The following is a 16,991-nucleotide window of genomic DNA, read 5'->3' on the forward strand; positions in this document are numbered from 1 at the left end:
CATTCACCGAATCTGGAAATTGAACAGCGTGAAATATGTTGGTGTAATTTATATTTGGATCGGGTAGCGAGTAGTTGCCGCTAGCACAACAATTTTGCTCTCTGTGAAACCCGATCTTTGTTCTCGACAACGCCCGTAAAATCACCGTCATGACGAAAACCGCCACCCTGCCACCCGGGCCTCGTCTTCCCCGCGCGGTGCAGGCTGCGCTCATGTTGCGGCACGCCCCGAGATTCCTCACCGCCTGCAAACGTCGCTACGGCAGCGTTTTCACGCTGCGTGTGGCGGGGCTGGGCACCATGGTCAATGTGACCGATCCGGCGGTGATCAAGAAGGTGTTCGCCGGAGACCCGCGCGTCTTTCATGCCGGCGAAGCCAACACGATGCTGGCCGGACTGCTCGGAGAGAGTTCGTTGTTGGTAGTCGACGACGATGTGCACCGCGACCGGCGTCGCATGATGCTGCCGCCCTTCCAACGTGAAGCCGTTGCGCACCAGGCTCAGCTGATGTCCGAGATCGCAGCGGATAACATCGCCGGGTGGCCGGTGGGCCGGACCTTTGCGGTCGCTCCCAAGATGGCTGAAATCACCCTCGAGGTGATCCTGCGCACCGTGATCGGTGCCACCGACCCGGACCGGCTGGCCGCCCTGCGCAAGGTCATGCCGCGGCTACTCAACGTGGGGCCGTGGGAAACGCTGGCGCTTGCCAAGCCGGACCTGTTGAGTCGCCGTGCCTGGCGCCGGTTGCGCCGCGCTATCGACGAGGCCAACGAGCTGCTTTACGCCGAGATTGCCGAGCGGCGCGCCGACCCGAATCTCGCCGAACGCACCGACGTGCTGGCCACGCTGGTCCGGGCCGTCGACGGGGACACCGCCAAACCGTCGGGCCGGATGACCGACGAGGAACTGCGCGATCAACTGATGACCCTGCTGGTAGCCGGGCACGACACCACGGCCACCGGCTTGGCCTGGGTGCTGGAGCGGCTGACCCGCCACCCGGCGATACTGGCCAAGGCGGTGCGGGCGGCCGAGGCCAGCGCGGCGGGTGATCCATCCGGCGACGAGTATCTCGACGCCCTGGCAAAAGAGACGCTGCGCATCCGCCCGGTGGTGTTCGACGTGGGCCGCATCCTGACCGAACCTACCGAGTTGGCCGGCTATCAACTGCCGGCCGGAACCATGGTGGTGGCCGGTATCGGTCTGGTGCATGCCAATGCCGAGGTGTATCCGGACCCGGACCGGTTCGACCCCGATCGGATGATCGACGCGACCCTGACCCCGACCACGTGGCTGCCGTTCGGCGGCGGAAATCGACGCTGCCTCGGGGCGACCTTCGCCATGGTCGAGATGCGGGTCGTGCTGCGCGAGATTCTGCGCCGGGTTGACTTGGCCACCACCACAGCACCCGACGAGCGCTACAAGCTCAAACACGTCATCTTGGTGCCGCACCGGGACGCGCGCATCCGTGTCCGCGCGATCACCGCGGTTTCACCGGCGGTGCCGGAGGCGCCGGGCTGCCCGGTCGCTCACGCCAAGTCGTAGTCGGGCAGTTCGAAGTCGTCGCGCACGCTGCCGGCGAAAAGCGTTGCCAGCGGGCCGATGTTCATCGTGCGCATCGCAATGTTGCGGAACCACAAACCAAATCGGGTGCGGGTGGCGAAAAACCCGATGAATCTGGCCGCTCCGGCCTGCTTGTCCGCGGTGAAGGGGCGCAACTGCGCCTCGTAGGCATCGAAAGCGCGGCGGTGGTCGCCGCCGGCGCGCTCGAGTTCCCCGGCCAGCACATACGCCTCGGTCATGGCCAGACCGGTGCCCTCGCCGCCGAGCAGTGAGATGCACCCGGCCGCGTCTCCGATCAGCAGCACCCGATCGCGTGACCAGCGGTCCATCTTGATCTGGCTCACCACATCGAAGTAGAGGTCATCAACGTTATCCAGTGCGGCCAATATTTCATTACACTCCCAGCCGGCATCACCGAATTGGTTGCGCAACTGCTCTTTTGGCGTGAGTTCGGCGCCGTCGTGCTCATCGCGAAAGATGAACAGAAACATGGTGCGCGCGCCGCGCAGTGAAACGCGCCCCACTTGCTTTCCGGGAATGTTGTAGAGGACGTACGTCAGCTCGTCGCGCGGCCAGTAATCGTCAACCACGCAGGCCGCGACCTTGCAGCCAAGGTAGTGCTCATAGTCGTGCTCCGGTCCGAAAACCAGACGGCGCACGTTGGAGTGCAATCCGTCGGCGCCGATGAGTAGATCGAAATCGCGCGGCGCATTTTTCTCGAAGGTGAGATGGACGCCGTCGCTGTGCTGGTCGATGGCGGTGATGGAGTCGCCGAAAATCTTTTCGACCTTGTCCTCGACCGTGGCATAGATCGCGGCGGCCAGGTCACCGCGGGGCAGGCTGGTGAAATCCTCGCCGATCATCCGGCGAAAGACGTCCACGTTCAGGTCGGCCTTGACTTCGCCGCGGGAGCCGACCGAACGCAATCGCTCAATCTGGTATCCCGCGGCGCGCACCGGGTCCTCGATGCCCATTCGCTTGGCCGCCTGATAGCCAACGCCCCAAAAGTCGATCATGTAGCCGCCGGTACGGAATTTCGGTGCCCGCTCGATCAATGTCGGGGTGTGGCCGGTTCGATGCAGCCAGTGGGCAAGTGCCGCTCCCGCTACGCCGGCGCCGCTGATCGCTACTTTCACACTGCAATTGTGCCCCGAGGCATGATTTTGTGTGCGGCGGGGATCACACCGCACGCCAGCAACGGCGGGGATGGCCGCTGCCCTCGCCTCGGTTCGGTTAGTGTTCGATATCGTGACGGCGCCGACCCGGGCGAAGCTGGCCGATGGCCGTGAGGTGCTCTTTTTCGCGTTGCCCGGGAACGTTCCGGCGCCGGTGGCCGACCGCCGCCCGTTGCCGCCACGGCATCCGCATCAATCGGAGCTGCGTTTCGACCGATCAACGGGGCAGTGGGTGATCGTCGCGGCCCTGCGTCAGGACCGCACCTACAAACCGCCGCCGGATCAGTGTCCGCTGTGTCCGAGCCCGACCGGGCTGACCAGCGAGGTGCCGGCGCGCGACTATGACGTCGTGGTCTTCGAGAACCGATTTCCGAGCCTGTCGGGCAGTGGTGGGCCGCCACCGGTTGGCGACGGCTTTGTGTCGGCGCCGGGCGATGGCCGCTGCGAGGTGATCTGCTTCTCCAGCGACCACGGCGGCTCGTTCGCCGATCTGCCGGCTGCGCATGCCCGCCTGGTCATCGAGGCGTGGCGGCATCGCACCGGCGACCTCATCGGTCAGCCGGGTATCGAGCAGGTGTTCTGCTTCGAGAACCGTGGTGAGGAAATCGGCGTAACCCTCACCCATCCGCACGGTCAGATCTACGGCTACCCGTTCCTCACCCCCCGCACCTCGGTCATGCTCGAGCAAGCCGGCCGGCATCGAATGCGGCACGGCTGCAATCTGTTCGAAGATCTGCTGGCACGCGAGGTTGCCGACGGTAGCCGCATCGTCGCCCGCGGTGACCGGTTCACCGCGTTCGTTCCGTTCGCCGCGCGCTGGCCGGTCGAGGTGCACATCTACCCGAATAGGTTCGTGCGCAACCTTGTTGATCTCGATGCCGCTGAGTGCAACGAGTTCACCGAGATCTATCTCGACGTGTTGCGCCGGTTCGATCGGATGTATTCGGGCCCGCTGCCCTACATTTCCGCGCTGCATCAATACCGCGACACCGAAGCCCAGCGAGAGGGCTATTTTCATGTGGAGCTGATGTCTATCCGCCGCAGCGCGACGGCGCTGAAATACCTCGCCGCCTCCGAGTCGGCGATGGGCGCGTTCATCAGTGACGTGACACCGGAAACGGTGGCCGAGCGGCTGCGGGAACTCGGGTGACCATCCGCTACGCCGCACCGGGGCGGATCAATCTGATCGGGGAGCACACCGACTACAACCTGGGCTGGGCGCTGCCGATCGCGCTGCCGCAGCGCGCGGTGGCGACGTTTGTGCCCGACCACGGCGATGCGCTCACCGCCAGCAGCGACCTGATGGACGGCGCGGTGTGGATTCCGCTGGACACCGTGCCCGGTGGGGTGAGCGGCTGGGCCGGATACGTGGCCGGGGTGATCTGGGCGCTGCGCTGCGCGGGTCATCCGGTGCCCGGTGGCGCGATGTCGATCAGCAGCGGCGTCGAGATCGGCTCGGGGCTCTCATCCTCGGCCGCGCTCGAGTGTGCGGTGCTGGGGGCGATCACGTCGGCGGCCGGTGTCGAGATCGACCGGATCGAGCAGGCCCGGCTCGCGCAGCGGGCCGAAAACGAATACGTCGGGGCCCCAACGGGTTTACTCGACCAACTGGCTGCGCTTTTCGGGGCGCCGGCGACCGCGCTGCTGATCGACTTCCGGGAACTGAGCGTGCGTGCGGTCCAGTTTGATCCGGATGCCCACGGGGTTGCCCTACTGCTCATCGATTCCCGGGCCCGGCATCGGCACGCCGGCGGCGAATACGCGGCACGGCGCGCCTCGTGTGAGCGGGCGGCCAAGGCGCTGCACGCGCCGTCCTTGCGCGACGTCGCGGAGCTCTCGTCGCTGACCGCGATCGGCGACCTCATCGATGCTCGTCGCGCCCGCCACGTGCTGACCGAAAACCGGCGCGTGCATGAATTCTTTGCCGCGCTGCGTGATTGCGACTTCACCGCCGCCGGCCGCATCTTCACCGCCTCGCACGCGTCGATGCGCGACGACTTCGAAATCACCACCGAACACATCGACCTGATCGCCGATGCCGCGGTCCGCGCGGGTGCCCTGGGCGCCCGAATGACCGGCGGGGGGTTCGGCGGCTGCGTGATCGCCTTGGTGGCCGAAGCCGGGGTGGAAGCCGTCATCGCAGCGGTGCACCGCGAGGTGCGTGATGCCGGCTACCCACCGCCGACGATCTCTCGAGCCCATGCCGCGGCGGGAGCCGGCCCGCTGCGCGGCAACGCGCGGAGTTGATCTCGCCAGAGAGCCTAGACTCGGGTTGTGAGCCAGCCCCGCCTGCTCGACCGGCGGAAACCGTCTGAGGAGAGCGCGCCATGCCGTTGGAAAAAGCAGTCGTTCTGCCGGTGGATCCAGCCCAGAGCTTCGCGCTGTTCACCCGACCCGAGGGCCTGCGCCGCTGGATGGCCACCGCGGCTCGCATGTAGCCGTACAACGCAGGTGTGTATCGCTGGACGGTGACTCCGGGACACACCGCGGCGGGAGCCGTTGTCGAAGCGGACCCGGGCCAGCGACTGGTCTTGTCCTGGGGTTGGGAAGGTCACGGCGATCCCGCGCCGGGGGAGTCGACGGTGACCGTCACGCTGGCGCCGGTCGCCGACGGCACCGAGATCCGGTTGGTCCACGAGGGGCTGACCGAGCAACAGGCCGCTCGCCACGCCGAGGTCTGGAGCCACTATCTGGATCGGCTGGTCGCCGCCGCCCAGCGGGGTGACGCCGGCCCCGATGAATGGGCGGCCGTTCCCGAGCCGCTTGACGAATTGTCCTGCGCTGAAGCGACATTGGCGGTGGTCCAGCACGTGCTGCGCGCGGTCGAGCCCGCCGACCTGGCGCGCCAGACGCCGTGTAGCCAATATGATGTCGTGCAGCTTGCCGACCACCTGATGCGTTCTCTGACGATCATCGGCAGCGCTGCTGGCGCGCAGTTGCCGCCGCGCGATCTGGATGCGCCCCTGGAAACCCAAGTGGCGGATGCGGGGCAGGCCGTGCTCGAAGCGTGGCGGCGCCGGGGCTTGGACGGCACCGTCGAACTGAACGCGAACCAAGTTCCTGCGGCGGTGCCGGTAGGCATTCTTTGTCTGGAATTGCTGGTTCATGCTTGGGATTTCGCGTTTGCAACCGATCGGCGGGTGGTGGTCTCCGACGCGGTGACCGAGTATGTGCTCACGGTCGCCAGCAAGGTGATCACCCCGGCAGCACGTAATTCCGCGGGCTTCGCCGCGCCGGTGGCGGTCGGTGCCTTTGCCCCGGTGCTTGATCGACTGATCGCTTTCACCGGCCGCCGGCCGGCGCACCCAACGGGCTTGACCAGCCCGATGCGGGCAGACGCGGGGAGCTAGAAGCTGCCGCCAGAGCCGCCAGGCCCACCCTGGCCGCCGGCTCCTCCGTTGCCGTCAACCACGGGGGGCCCCGACTGGCCGGGGTCGCCGGATTGGCCGTGGATGGCCAACGGGCCCAGGTGCGCGGTTCCGCCGGTGCCACCGGTTCCGCCTTTGCCGCCCGCGCCGCCGAAGGAGAAGCCGATGGGGGCGTTGGAACCCTTGCCGCCGGCGCCGCCGTCTCCGGCCGTCTCGAGGCCGTCGCCACCCTGGCCCCCGTTTCCGCCGGCTCCACCAGCACTGCCGTCGAACCCGGTCCCGCCGACGCCGCCGGTCCCGCCGCCACCGCCGGCGCTGTTGCTGCTGGAGCCGCCGTTGCCGCCGGGGCCGAAGGCCGAGCCCAAGCCCCCATTCCCACCGAATCCGCCCGATCCGGCGCGGCCGGCTGCACCACCCGCGCCAGTGGTACCCGGGATCGAACCGGTGCCGGGAGCGCCGCCCGCACCACCGGCTCCGCCGTCGCCGCCCGCACCACCGGCTCCGCCGTCGCCGCCAGTGCCACCGCTACCACCGGTGCCGCCGGTCCCGGCCAGGCTGCTGAACAGCGTGCCGTCTGCGCCGCTGCCTCCGGAACCGCCGAAGCCGCCATTTCCGCCGGTGCCCCCGGCTCCGCCATTTCCGCCGGCGCCCTGGGCGCCATCGTGGCCCGTCGGCGAGATCGCTTTGCCGCCCGCCCCGCCATTTCCGCCGCCGCCCCCGGCGCCGCCGGTGCCGCCGTGACCATCCCCGCCATTGTCGAATGTGCCGCTGGCGCCGGTGCCGCCGGTGTTACCGAACTGCCCGGTACCTCCAGTGCCACCGGACCCGCCCTTGCCGCCGGCGCCGCCGTTGCCCGAAATGCTGCCCCCGCTGCCGCCGGCGCCGCCCTCGGCTCCGTTGCCGCCGTTGCCGCCGGATCCGCCGTCGCCCGTCAGCCAAGCCTTACCGCCGGCCCCGCCGGCCCCGCCCGCTCCGCCGTCGTTGGTTCCGATCAGGGCGTTGCCGCCGTTGCCGCCCTGGCCGCCATTGCCGCCGTTTGCGACGACGTTGCCGGTGGCACCGTGTGCGCCCATGGTCAGCCCGGCGCCACCATCCCCGCCGGAACCGCCGACTCCCGCGTCGCCACCATCGCCGCCGTTGCCGCCGGCCTGGCCGCCGAGGCCCGAAATGCTGCCGTTCGCGCCGTTGGCACCACTGCCGCCGTCACCGCCCGCACCGCCGCCTCCGCCGTTACCGCCCGCGCCGCCGCCGCCTTGGTTGCCGGTGGTGCTGCCCGCTCCGCCGTCGCCGCCAGCGCCGCCCTGCCCGCCAGTCCCGCCTGCTCCGCCGTTGCCGCCGTTGCCCGCGTTGCCGCCGGCCCCGCCGTTGCCGCCGGCCCCACCGGCGCCTTGGGTCCCCGCCTTGCCAGTGAAGGTGGACCCGCCGGCCCCGCCCGCCCCGCCCTGTCCACCGGTTCCTCCGGTCCCGCCGTTGCCGCCGTCTTGACCGTTGGCACCCGCGGTGGCGCCGGTGCCGCCGGTAGCGCCGTTGCCACCGTCTCCGCCGGTGCCCCCGACCCCACCGGTGCCGCCGTTGCCGCCGTCACCGGCAAAAAAGCCGCCGGAGCCGCCAGCGCCACCGTTGCCGCCGGTGCCACCGGGATCACCGCCGGTGCCCGACGAGCCGGGGAAGCTGTTGGTCAGGCCCCCCAAGCCGGTGCCGCCGGCCCCGCCCGTGCCGCCGTTGCCGCCTTTGCCGACCAGGCCACCATTGCCACCACGACCGCCATTACCGCCGGTTTGGCCGAAACCGGTTGCATCAGCGCCGTCGCCACCCTTTCCGCCGTTGCCGCCGCTGTGGGGGGTGGCGCCGTCGGAGCCGGTGGCCCCATGGCTGCCGCCGCCGCTGTCGCCGCCGGCCCCACCAGCCCCGCCGATGCCGGGGGTACCGCCGTCGCCGCCGTTGCCCCCGGCGCCGTTGTTGACGCCGCTGACTCCCTTGGCGCCGTCGCCGCCGTTACCCGCGGAGCCGCCCGCCCCGCCGTTGCCCCCGGCCCCACCCGTACCGTGGCCGCCGTCGTGCCCCGTGGCCGCCAGCGCCAGACCGGCGGCCCCACCGTTGCCGCCGGCTCCACCCGTGCCGCCCTTGCCCCCGTTACCGCCGGGCGAGCCCTCGGCGCCTGAGAAAGCCCCGTCAAAACCGTTGGTGCCGCTGCCGCCGGTCGCCCCGGCACCACCGTGTCCGCCCGCGCCACCATCACCGCCGTTACCGGCCTGGATGCCACCGTTTCCGCCGGCTCCGCCGGCCCCACCGTTGCCGCCGTTGCCGCCGGGATTGCTGGAAAATGCGGGTGCCCCCAGGAAGCCATTACCGCCGGCCCCACCGTTGCCGCCGGCCCCGCCGTTGCCGCCGTTGCCGCCGCTGGTGGGACTGTTGCCGGTGGCGCCGTCTGCGGCGCGCGCTCCGCCGGCACCGGTGCCGCCGGCTCCGCCGGCCCCGCCGACGCCCGGATTGCCCCCGTTGCCGCCGGAACTCCCGTCACCCCCGCTGACGCCGGTGGCGCCACCGCCGCCGTCACCGGCAGCCCCACCCGCGCCGCCGGATCCGCCCGTCCCACCGCCGCCGTGCGCACCCGCGAGGCCGAGCCAGCCGCTCTTGCCCCCGCCGCCGCCATCTCCGCCGACCCCACCCAATCCGCCGAGGCCGCCGGCCCCGCCATTACCGATCAACAGCCCGCCGGTGCCGCCGGCTCCGCCATCGGTGCCGGAAACACCCGCGCTGCTGGCCGTGGTTCCCGCGGTGCCGGCCATTCCGTGGCCGCCGGCGCCGCCGGCCCCGCCGATGCCGAAGAGCCGGGCGGCCCCGCCGCTACCGCCCGCCCCGCCCAGCGCACCGGCTCCACCCTGCCCACCGATTCCACCATTTCCGTAAAGCCATCCGCCGGCGCCGCCCTGCCCGCCGATGCCACCGGTTGCGCCCGCGGCGGCCCAACCGCCTGCCCCGCCGGTTCCGCCGGTCCCGAGCAGCCACGCCGAGCCGCCGGCGCCGCCGGCAGCACCGAGGCCGCCGGTTCCTCCGCTGCCGCCGGAGCCAATGAGTCCGGCGGCCCCGCCGGTGCCGCCGGACTGGCCGGGCGCTCCAGATCCGCCGGCGCCGCCATTGCCCCACAAGAGCCCGCCCGCCTGTCCGGTCTGTCCGGTGCCGGGTGCGCCATCGGCGCCGTTGCCGATCAGTGGGCGACCAAACAGCGCCTGCGTCGGCGCGTTGATCAGCCCCAGCAGGTTCTGCTCGACGTTGGCCACTTCGGTGGCCGCATACCGACTCGCCGCCCGCGACAGCGCCTGCACAAACCCGTCATGAAACGTCGCCGCCTGCGCGCCAATGGCTTGATACGCCAGGGCGTGGGTGCCGAACAGCGAGGCGATGGCCGCCGACACCTCATCAGCGGCCGCGGGCAGCACGTTGGTGGTCGAGTTGGCTGCCGCGGTGCTGACCGCATCGATCGCCGTACCGATCTTCGCTAGATCCGCGGCGGCCGCCGTCAACATCTGCGGCTCCACGACCGTGAACGACATGTGACCCTCCGAGAGATCATGGTAACCCGCTTATCGGCTTAGGTTCGATGCCAGTCAATGCCAGCAAGGCGTATTGCAGTCAGATGCGACGCTGCAGCCGAATGCATCCCGGTCGCGATGTTTCTGCTCGAAGAGTCCCACTCACAGGTAGGCGGCGAAAGGGCAAATTGCACAGTGCTCGGACGTGCGGTGGATGGGCCGATCGTCAAGGCCCGGACTTGCCGGGGGTGACTTTCCGTCCCTGGCACGAGGACCTTTGGCCCTGCCCCGCATCCAGATTCGCCGCGTAGGAATGAGTCATGCGGCACAAAGCAGATTTGCCACCCGTTATCGATGTCGAGGTGAGCGCCCGCGGCGACTTGCCCGGTGCGGCCGAATACGCGCGCACCAAGATCGGCCAACTCGGCCGCTTGGCGCACCGGCCTGTGCTTTCTGCCCGCGTTCGAATCTCCCAGCATCCCGATCCGGCGGTGTCGCGACCCGTGGTCGCGCAGGCCAATTTCAACGTCGACGGGCGGTTGGTCCGCGCCCAGGTTCATGGCGCTACCGCGCAGGAGGCGATCGATCGGCTCGATGCGCGACTGCGGCGCCGGCTGGAGCGGGTGGCCGAGCACTGGGAGGCCCGACGCGGCCAGCAGCCCGACGCCGGTCGCGCCGAATGGCGGCACGAATCCGAGCCCCGGCAACGCGACACCTACTTTCCGCGTCCGCCCGAGGAACGCGAGGTCATCCGCCGCAAGTCGTTTACGATGGCGCCGTGCACGGTCGATGACGCCGCCACCGAAATGGGTTTGCTCGACTACGATTTCCACCTTTTCACCGAGCAGGGCACGGGCATGGCCGGCGTCCTCTACCGCGGCGGTCCGACCGGCTATCGGTTGGCGCTGGTTGCACCCGCTACCGCCGATCAGCTCAGCCCGTTCGAGCTGCCGCTGTCCATCAGCCCGCATCCGGCGCCAATTCTGACCGAGGCGGAGGCGGCCGAGCGACTCGGCGTCCTTGGTCTACCGTTTCTGTTCTTCATCGATGCCGCCCAGGGCCGCGCCGGGGTGCTGTACCACCGCTATGACGGGCACTACGGGTTGATTACGCCGGCCGGCTAGGTCCTGTCTGCTAATTGCGGACGCGGTGGTAGGTGATGATGGCGGCCAGGGTGGCACCGCTGAGGTAGGTCAGGGCGTATTTGTCGTAGCGGGTGGCGACCGCGCGCCAGTGTTTGAGCCGGTTGAAGCTTCGCTCGACGGTGTTGCGGTGCTTGTAGATTCGGCCTGAGAACCCCGGAGGCCGTCCTCTGTTGCGGCCTTTGGCTTTGCGGCGGGTGATCTGGTCGCTGCGCTCGGGGATGGTGTGGGCGATCTTGAGCCGGCGCAGCTGTGCCCGCGTCGAGTCATGGGAGTACGCCTTGTCCGCCAGCAGGCGATACGGGGCGTATGAGTTGCTGCACCGGGCGGCCAGCAGTGGCCAAAGCATCGGATTATCACCGGCTTGACCGGCCGACAGTGCCAGGGTGACCGGACTGCACAGCTGGTCGGTCAAGGCGTGGATCTTGGTAGTCAGCCCGCCGCGGGAACGCCCAATGGCGTGGTCATCGGGCTCATCGAGATATTTCTTGTAATTCGACAGATCCCCCTGTGCGGCGCCCGGGGCGCGCTCCGGCTGCGTGTTGGTGGGCGCGCACACTGGTCGAATCGACCGACAACAGTGCGCCCAGGTCGGCGTCCTCGGCGTCGAGGTCAGAGGCGATCGCCGCGAAGATCCGCGCGTAGATGCCATCGACCGACCAGCGTAGATGCCTCTCGGCCACTGATTGCCAGGGACCGAAGTGCTCGGGCAGGTCACGCCACGGAGATCCCGTACGGTAACGCCAGATAATGCCCTCCAGAGTATGTCGATGATCGTTCCACGGCCGGCCACGCCGCCGCCCCGCAGGCAACACCGCCACGATCAGCGACCACAAATCATCAGAAATCGCATGCGTCCGCATCACCCAAACAGCATCAGCCAAAACACCATTCACATTAAGCAGACACGCCCTAGCCCGCGGAATTGCGGACCGACTCGGCAGCCGCGCCGGCGCGATTCACCCTGGCTGATCGTGCGCCATCAGGTCTGCGTCGGCGCCGAAATGGACGGCCGCGTTGACGACAGCACCTTCGATCCGGCGCAGCGAGTTCACCGCGGCCAGCAGGTGACGCGGATTGGTCCCGGGGGCGGCCCGATTGATCGCGTCGGCGTGCTGCCTGACCACCGCCTCGGCCGCATCGAGGGAGTCGGCGGCGGGCGTGATGGCCACGTCCTGGGTCCCGTCGAGGGCAGTGACCAGCGCGTCGATCTTGCGCCGGATCTGGGCCGCCGCGGTCGTGATGGCATCGGAAAGTCCGTGGGGACATCCCGGATCCAGGTATTGCTCGCTTCGGCGGGCCAGAATCCGTGCGTAGCGGTCACAGATGGTGAGCAACCGCACCGAGTGCTGGATGCTTCTTCGGCCGGCGAATCCGGCGACACCAGCGAGCATCGGTTTGGCCGTGACCCGGAACTGCTGCAGGTCTCGATCGAGTTCACGCGCCCGCTCGGTGGGGCTGTCGGTCACGTCGTCGTCGAACATGGTCGCGATGGAGATCTCGATCAATTCGGACAGCGTTGTCAAGAAGGCCCGGGTATCGCGGCGTACCACCGTCCCAATGGTGGTCGGCAGCACCAGGATTGCGACGGCAACGCCAATAACGGCGCCGATCGCGGTCTCCTCGATCCGCAGCATCAGCACACCGAAGGTGAACTTGCCGAGCAGCCCGTACAGCAGCGCCAGCATCGTGGTGATCCAGAACGTCATCAGGCTGTAGGTGACCTGCATGAAATAGACGGCGAAGAACAGGCACGCGAAGATCATGACGACCGAGAGGACTCTGTCGCCGGCGACCACCGTGGCGACCAGCACGCCGCAGGGCACGCCGAGCACGGTGCCCAGTAACCGCTGCCAACCCTTGGTGAGGGTTTCGCCCCACGAATTGGTGCCGGCAAAGACCACGAATGCCGCAATCACCGCCCAATACCAGTGCAGCGGCGAAACCAACTCACCGGTGACGATCGCCAGTGACGCCGCGATGCTGACCTGGATGGCTTGTCGTGTGGTGGGCGCCAGCCCGGCTTCGCCGGGCCCACCATCTGCCGCAGTGTCCTCGGGTACCGGCTGCACCACGTCGTTGTTGTCCGGATCGGGCGGGGCCGCGGTGGCATCACCGATGAGCTCGCGGACCTCCGTGGTCGCCGTCGCCGCGGCGACGATGGCCAGGCCGAGGCGGCGCACGGCGCCCTGGCTCGGGTCGTCGGTCGGGGCCGGAGGGGGCTGACCGTCCAGGAGCCGCTGAGCCCGGCTGGCGGCCTGGTGCAGGCCCTCGGTTCGCGGCCCCCGGATGGCCCACGCGAGTTGGGTAAGCGTGTCAGCCAGCTCGATACGGGTGGCGGCCGGAATCTCCTCGGCGATGGCCATGGCGCGGTGGCCCGCGATGGCGACCCATTCGACGGAGAGTTCGGCGTCGAACAGCCACGGTGCGAGTTGCTCTGCGCTGATCCCCGGCCACAGCGTGGCGGGATGGGTCTTGTCCTCGATCTGGCTCTGCACCAGCAAAGCGGTCTCGTTGAGCCGGGCAATCCGGGCCCGCATGCGGCGGCGGCGCCGCTCATCGAGCCGACCCGCTCGCACGGTGTCGGCGGCGGTGTCCACCACGATCGCCATCCGCGCTCGCAGCGAGCGAATCGTGGCGCGCAGCACACTTTCTGGGCGGTCGGGCAGCACATAGGTGCTCATCACAAACGTGCACAGGGTGCCAACCAGCACGGCGCCGATCATCCAGGGCAACTGGGCCACCCCGGCCCGCAGATACAGGCTGAAGAAGTAGGCCATGAATGCGACCATGCCCAGCGCCCGTCCACGCGGCCCGAAGCGGCGGACATAGACCGCGGCGAACACGATCACCACGAACGCCACCTCGGCGGCGATCAGGTGCGGCGCGAGCAGCGCGGCCACGCTGATCGACAGCGCCGCGGGTACCGGCAGCAGCGCCATGGTGATCTGCTGTTGTCGGGAGTCGGGATGGTCGACGGAACGGGCCGCGATCATGGTGATGACGACACCGATCAGAGCGACGGTCAACGGCTGCCCGGTCGCCATCGTCAGCAGGTACAACACCAGCAGCGAACAGCCCAGCGCCGCGGTGGTCCGAGTGGCCATCCGTAGCCGCAGCAGTCCGGGGTCGGAACCAATTGCCCAGCTCTGTGCCCGCTGCAAACGTGCCGCCATCGACTCCGGTATCCGGGTGTCAACGGCCGGCCGGTCCTGCACGTCATCTCGACGGGACACCCCGAACCATCCTTCTTGTGATCTAGTCGCTGCTCACGACGTTACGGAAAGCATGCCGCGGATCGGGTGGACGGGCTCGCCGGGCGTCCCGCGCGGTACATATGAATGATGGACGGCCATCTGGACGTCCGGGCCTACGCCGAACTCGGCGACTTCCTGGAGCCCCAGGCACGCGGCGCGACCGTGCGCCGGCCGTTCCGCAGCCATCAGACGGTCAAGGATGTGCTGGAGGCGATGGGCATCCCGCACACCGAGATCGATCTCATCCTGGTGAACGGAGAACCCGCAGAGTTCGGCCACCGGCCGGCGGCCTGCGACCGGATCGCCGTGTACCCGATGTTCGAGGCGCTCGACATCGGGCTGACCAGCGGGCTGCGGCCGGTGCCGCTGCGTCATCCACGGTTTGTGGTCGACGTCAATCTCGGTCGGCTCGCCCGGCTGATGCGACTACTCGGACTCGATGTTTGGTGGTCCAGCGTGGCCGATGACCCGGCGCTGGTCGACATCAGCCTGGCCGAGCAGCGGATCCTGCTCACCCGCGACCGCGGGCTGCTGAAGCGTCGTGCGGTCACCCATGGCCTGTTCGTGCACTCCCAGCAACCCCAGGAACAGCTGCTCGAAGTGATACGGCGACTGGACCTGCGGCAGCGGTTGGCGCCCCTGTCGCGCTGCGTGCGGTGCAACGGCCGCTTGATCCCGGTTGCCAAGGAAGAGGTCATCGATCGCCTGGAGCCGCTGACTCGCCAGCACTACGACGATTTCAGCCGTTGCTCGGACTGCGGACGGATCTATTGGGCCGGCTCCCATCATGCCCGGCTGGCCGGGCTGGTGCAGGCAATCCTGGGCCAGCTGGCTAGCGGGCCGGCTCGGGCAGACTGAAGGTGGGCATCGTCATTTTCCAGACACAGGATTTGTCGATGTCGCGGCTCGGATCGTCGACGAATGCCGTCACGATCGACTGGGCGCACGCCGAATTCGGCAGGACACCATGGCCCACCCCGGGAAACCGCACCAGCTGCGAGTTGCCCAGCCCGGGGGTGATCTCCTCGGCCCACTGTGGCGCGGTGCTGGAGTCGAACGTGCCCGACAGGATGAGGGTGGGCACCCCGCTGGACACCGACAGACGATCGGCAGTCTCGGATCTACCCGACCCCCAGGCGGCGCACTCGCGGAAGATCCAACTGCCGGTCGGGGTGATGCGCAGCACCGAATCGGGCAGGCCGGGGATCGCTGTTCGTGCCCGCGACAGCGCCTGCTCCGGCGTGGTCCAGTTGGCCATCTCCTGGCAGTAGGTGCCCAGCGCCAGACCGGCGCCCAGCAGGCCGCGGTGCTCGGGTGGCGGGACAGTCTCGGCAATCCCGGCGGCGGCCAGCCTGCCCTCCCCCCTGGCCAGCGCGAATATCATCCGCGGAATGTCGGTCACCTTGGCTGGGTCGGCGCTCCAGCCGAGCACCAGGGGCACCACCTTGAACCCATCGATAGTGACCTGCACCGGGTCGCCGTTGGCATCAGAGGTGCTGACCTTCAAGGGTTTCCGGCTCAGCGTGCTGACCACGTTGACGAACACCGTTGCCAGATCCGGATAGGCTTGCGCGCACCCGGGTTGGTCATTGCACGCTCCAATGATCGCGGCCAGGCCGCTTGCGGGGGCTTGCCACCAGCGGTCGATCAGGTTGAACGACGTCGGGACCACCGAGTCCAACACCATCGACCGGATGCCTTCGCGGTGGGTACGCAGCAGCTGCTGCGCCAGGTCGCTGCCGTATGAGACCCCGTAGACGTTCCACTTCTCGATGCCCAGTTGCTTGCGTAGCGCAGCGATGTCCGCCGCGTTCTCCCGTGAGCTGTAGGACGCCAGATGAAAGCCCTCAGCCACCAGCCTGTTTCGGCATGCGGTGACGGCCGCCGCGTCCAGATCCGCGGTAGCCGGGGCCTCGAAGTCCAAATCGAGGGCCCGCACCGCGAAGTCATCCATTTCCGGACAGCTCAGGTGTGGATCGCTGTGTAGGGTGCCGCGCTGGTTGACGAAGATGACGTCGCGGTCGGCGTTCAAACCGCTGGCGACAACCCGGGGTGCGTTCAGTGTTGCCGCGCCCCCGGGTCCACCCGCGAGGTAGACGATGGGGTCGGCCTTGGGCTTGTCGCTGACCGCTTTTACCCGTGCCACCAGGAGTCGGATGGTGCGACTCTGCGGATCGAGGCGATTCTCCGGGACGGTGAGATAACCGCAGCTGTAGTTGGCTCCCAGCTCCGCCTGGGGCACGCCGGGAAAATTCGGCTCCGGACATGGCGCCGCGTCGTAGTGAGTCTTTTGGCGCCCACCGCCACACGCGACCAGGCTCACCGCTATCACCACACACAACAGCCAGGCCATGGTCCCGCGTAGAACATGGGAAGCGTTATTTCGCAATGTATTTCGCACGGTTTCTGAATTGTCACCCGGCCGGAGTCAACTTGATCGCGGCAAACTGCAGCCGGTCGACGGCCTCGGTGAACTCCTCGAGCGTGGGGATCCGCCGGTCGCGAAACTTCAAACCCATCATCCGCTGCGCGCGGCGCGGGCCGTAAGACTGGGCACATCGCAGACACAGGTCGGCGACCACGTCCGGGTCCCGGATGAGGTCGCCGCGCATGGCTGTCGTCTTCCCGTTGTGCACTACCTGGGCGGTGGCACCACCGCTGAAGTTGTACTTCCATGCGGCGCCGGTCAGGGCGTACAGCACGTTGTCGATGACATGGGCGCTCAACGGAAGTGAGAAGTGCCGTCCCGACTTGCGGCCGGTGAAGTCGAGCACCATCAGCTGGTTGCCCAGTGAGCCGGCGAGCGGTGTGCGCAAGAGAAAACCGAGCACCGGGTTGATGGCACGAAGTAGTGCTGACGGTGGATGCCCCACCTCCACCGGATACGACTGCTCTGTCATGCAAACACCGTAGGACAACACGATGGTGTGCGGCAGTGCCGCCGCGAGTACAGCTCC

General features: G+C 68.6%; 10 protein-coding genes and 2 pseudogenes. 6 read left to right on the top strand and 6 right to left on the bottom strand.

Features of this window, described 5'->3' with window-relative positions; all coding sequences use genetic code 11:
• The first annotated feature begins 149 nt into the window (after positions 1-149).
• The gene (locus tag G6N41_RS12165) at positions 150-1,541 is read left to right on the top strand and encodes a cytochrome P450 (RefSeq protein WP_198967482.1); all 1,392 of its coding nucleotides are present in this window, start codon (positions 150-152) and stop codon (positions 1,539-1,541) included.
• Here the strand turns inward: G6N41_RS12165 and G6N41_RS12170 are convergent.
• Positions 1,526-2,695 carry an FAD-binding domain gene (locus G6N41_RS12170; RefSeq protein WP_198967483.1) on the bottom strand — a complete coding sequence of 390 codons (1,170 nt, stop codon included), beginning with the start codon at positions 2,693-2,695 and terminating at the stop codon, positions 1,526-1,528. The two genes, G6N41_RS12165 and G6N41_RS12170, sit on opposite strands and share 16 nt — an antisense overlap.
• Positions 2,696-2,765: 70 nt before the next feature.
• Between G6N41_RS12170 and galT the strand changes: the two genes are divergently transcribed.
• From galT to G6N41_RS12185, 3 genes and pseudogenes are all read left to right on the top strand, one after another.
• On the top strand, positions 2,766-3,884 hold the full coding sequence (gene galT, locus G6N41_RS12175) for a galactose-1-phosphate uridylyltransferase (RefSeq protein WP_036457274.1): 1,119 nt from the start codon (positions 2,766-2,768) through the stop codon (positions 3,882-3,884).
• The gene (locus tag G6N41_RS12180; RefSeq protein ID WP_198967484.1) at positions 3,881-4,981 is read left to right on the top strand and encodes a galactokinase; all 1,101 of its coding nucleotides are present in this window, start codon (positions 3,881-3,883) and stop codon (positions 4,979-4,981) included. Before galT ends, G6N41_RS12180 begins: the two co-directional genes overlap by 4 nt.
• 68 nt (positions 4,982-5,049) lie before the next feature.
• Positions 5,050-6,084 (top strand): annotated as a pseudogene (locus G6N41_RS12185) (TIGR03086 family metal-binding protein); the annotation flags it as partial.
• Here G6N41_RS12185 and G6N41_RS12190 read toward each other — a convergent pair.
• Positions 6,081-9,656, bottom strand: a complete 3,576-nt coding sequence (locus G6N41_RS12190; protein WP_198967485.1) for a PE family protein — start codon at positions 9,654-9,656, stop codon at positions 6,081-6,083. The pseudogene G6N41_RS12185 and the gene G6N41_RS12190 sit on opposite strands and share 4 nt — an antisense overlap.
• 299 nt (positions 9,657-9,955) lie before the next feature.
• Here G6N41_RS12190 and G6N41_RS12195 point away from each other — a divergent pair, with 299 nt between their 5' ends.
• On the top strand, positions 9,956-10,759 hold the full coding sequence (locus G6N41_RS12195) for a sigma 54 modulation/S30EA ribosomal C-terminal domain-containing protein (protein WP_012392864.1): 804 nt from the start codon (positions 9,956-9,958) through the stop codon (positions 10,757-10,759).
• A 10-nt stretch (positions 10,760-10,769) separates the two neighbouring features.
• Here G6N41_RS12195 and G6N41_RS12200 read toward each other — a convergent pair.
• A pseudogene (locus G6N41_RS12200) lies at positions 10,770-11,643 on the bottom strand (IS5 family transposase).
• 93 nt (positions 11,644-11,736) lie between these two features.
• Positions 11,737-13,953, bottom strand: coding sequence for an FUSC family protein (locus tag G6N41_RS12205; RefSeq protein ID WP_198967845.1), 2,217 nt, complete (start codon positions 13,951-13,953; stop codon positions 11,737-11,739).
• Between the two features lie 168 nt (positions 13,954-14,121).
• On the opposite strand from G6N41_RS12205, the gene G6N41_RS12210 reads away from it, so the two are divergent.
• Positions 14,122-14,892 carry a Mut7-C RNAse domain-containing protein gene (locus G6N41_RS12210; RefSeq protein ID WP_198967486.1) on the top strand — a complete coding sequence of 257 codons (771 nt, stop codon included), beginning with the start codon at positions 14,122-14,124 and terminating at the stop codon, positions 14,890-14,892.
• On the opposite strand, the gene G6N41_RS12215 is transcribed toward G6N41_RS12210, so the two are convergent.
• The gene (locus G6N41_RS12215; protein WP_198967487.1) at positions 14,867-16,387 is read right to left on the bottom strand and encodes an alpha/beta fold hydrolase; all 1,521 of its coding nucleotides are present in this window, start codon (positions 16,385-16,387) and stop codon (positions 14,867-14,869) included. The genes G6N41_RS12210 and G6N41_RS12215 overlap by 26 nt on opposite strands.
• Positions 16,388-16,448: 61 nt before the next feature.
• Positions 16,449-16,934, bottom strand: a complete 486-nt coding sequence (locus G6N41_RS12220) for a hypothetical protein (protein ID WP_198967488.1) — start codon at positions 16,932-16,934, stop codon at positions 16,449-16,451.
• Positions 16,935-16,991 lie beyond the last annotated feature (57 nt).

Origin of the sequence: Mycobacterium shottsii (assembly GCF_010728525.1) — a bacterium.
Lineage (GTDB): Bacteria > Actinomycetota > Actinomycetes > Mycobacteriales > Mycobacteriaceae > Mycobacterium > Mycobacterium marinum.

Coding starts and splice junctions, on each gene's coding strand:
- galT (WP_036457274.1), top strand. CDS start 2,766: ATGGCCGCTGCCCTCGCCTCGGTTCGGTTAGTGTTCGATATCGTGACG.
- G6N41_RS12210 (WP_198967486.1), top strand. CDS start 14,122: ATGGACGGCCATCTGGACGTCCGGGCCTACGCCGAACTCGGCGACTTC.
- G6N41_RS12190 (WP_198967485.1), bottom strand. CDS start 9,656: ATGTCGTTCACGGTCGTGGAGCCGCAGATGTTGACGGCGGCCGCCGCG.
- G6N41_RS12220 (WP_198967488.1), bottom strand. CDS start 16,934: ATGACAGAGCAGTCGTATCCGGTGGAGGTGGGGCATCCACCGTCAGCA.
- G6N41_RS12215 (WP_198967487.1), bottom strand. CDS start 16,387: ATGGCCTGGCTGTTGTGTGTGGTGATAGCGGTGAGCCTGGTCGCGTGT.
- G6N41_RS12195 (WP_012392864.1), top strand. CDS start 9,956: ATGCGGCACAAAGCAGATTTGCCACCCGTTATCGATGTCGAGGTGAGC.
- G6N41_RS12165 (WP_198967482.1), top strand. CDS start 150: ATGACGAAAACCGCCACCCTGCCACCCGGGCCTCGTCTTCCCCGCGCG.
- G6N41_RS12205 (WP_198967845.1), bottom strand. CDS start 13,953: ATGGCGGCACGTTTGCAGCGGGCACAGAGCTGGGCAATTGGTTCCGAC.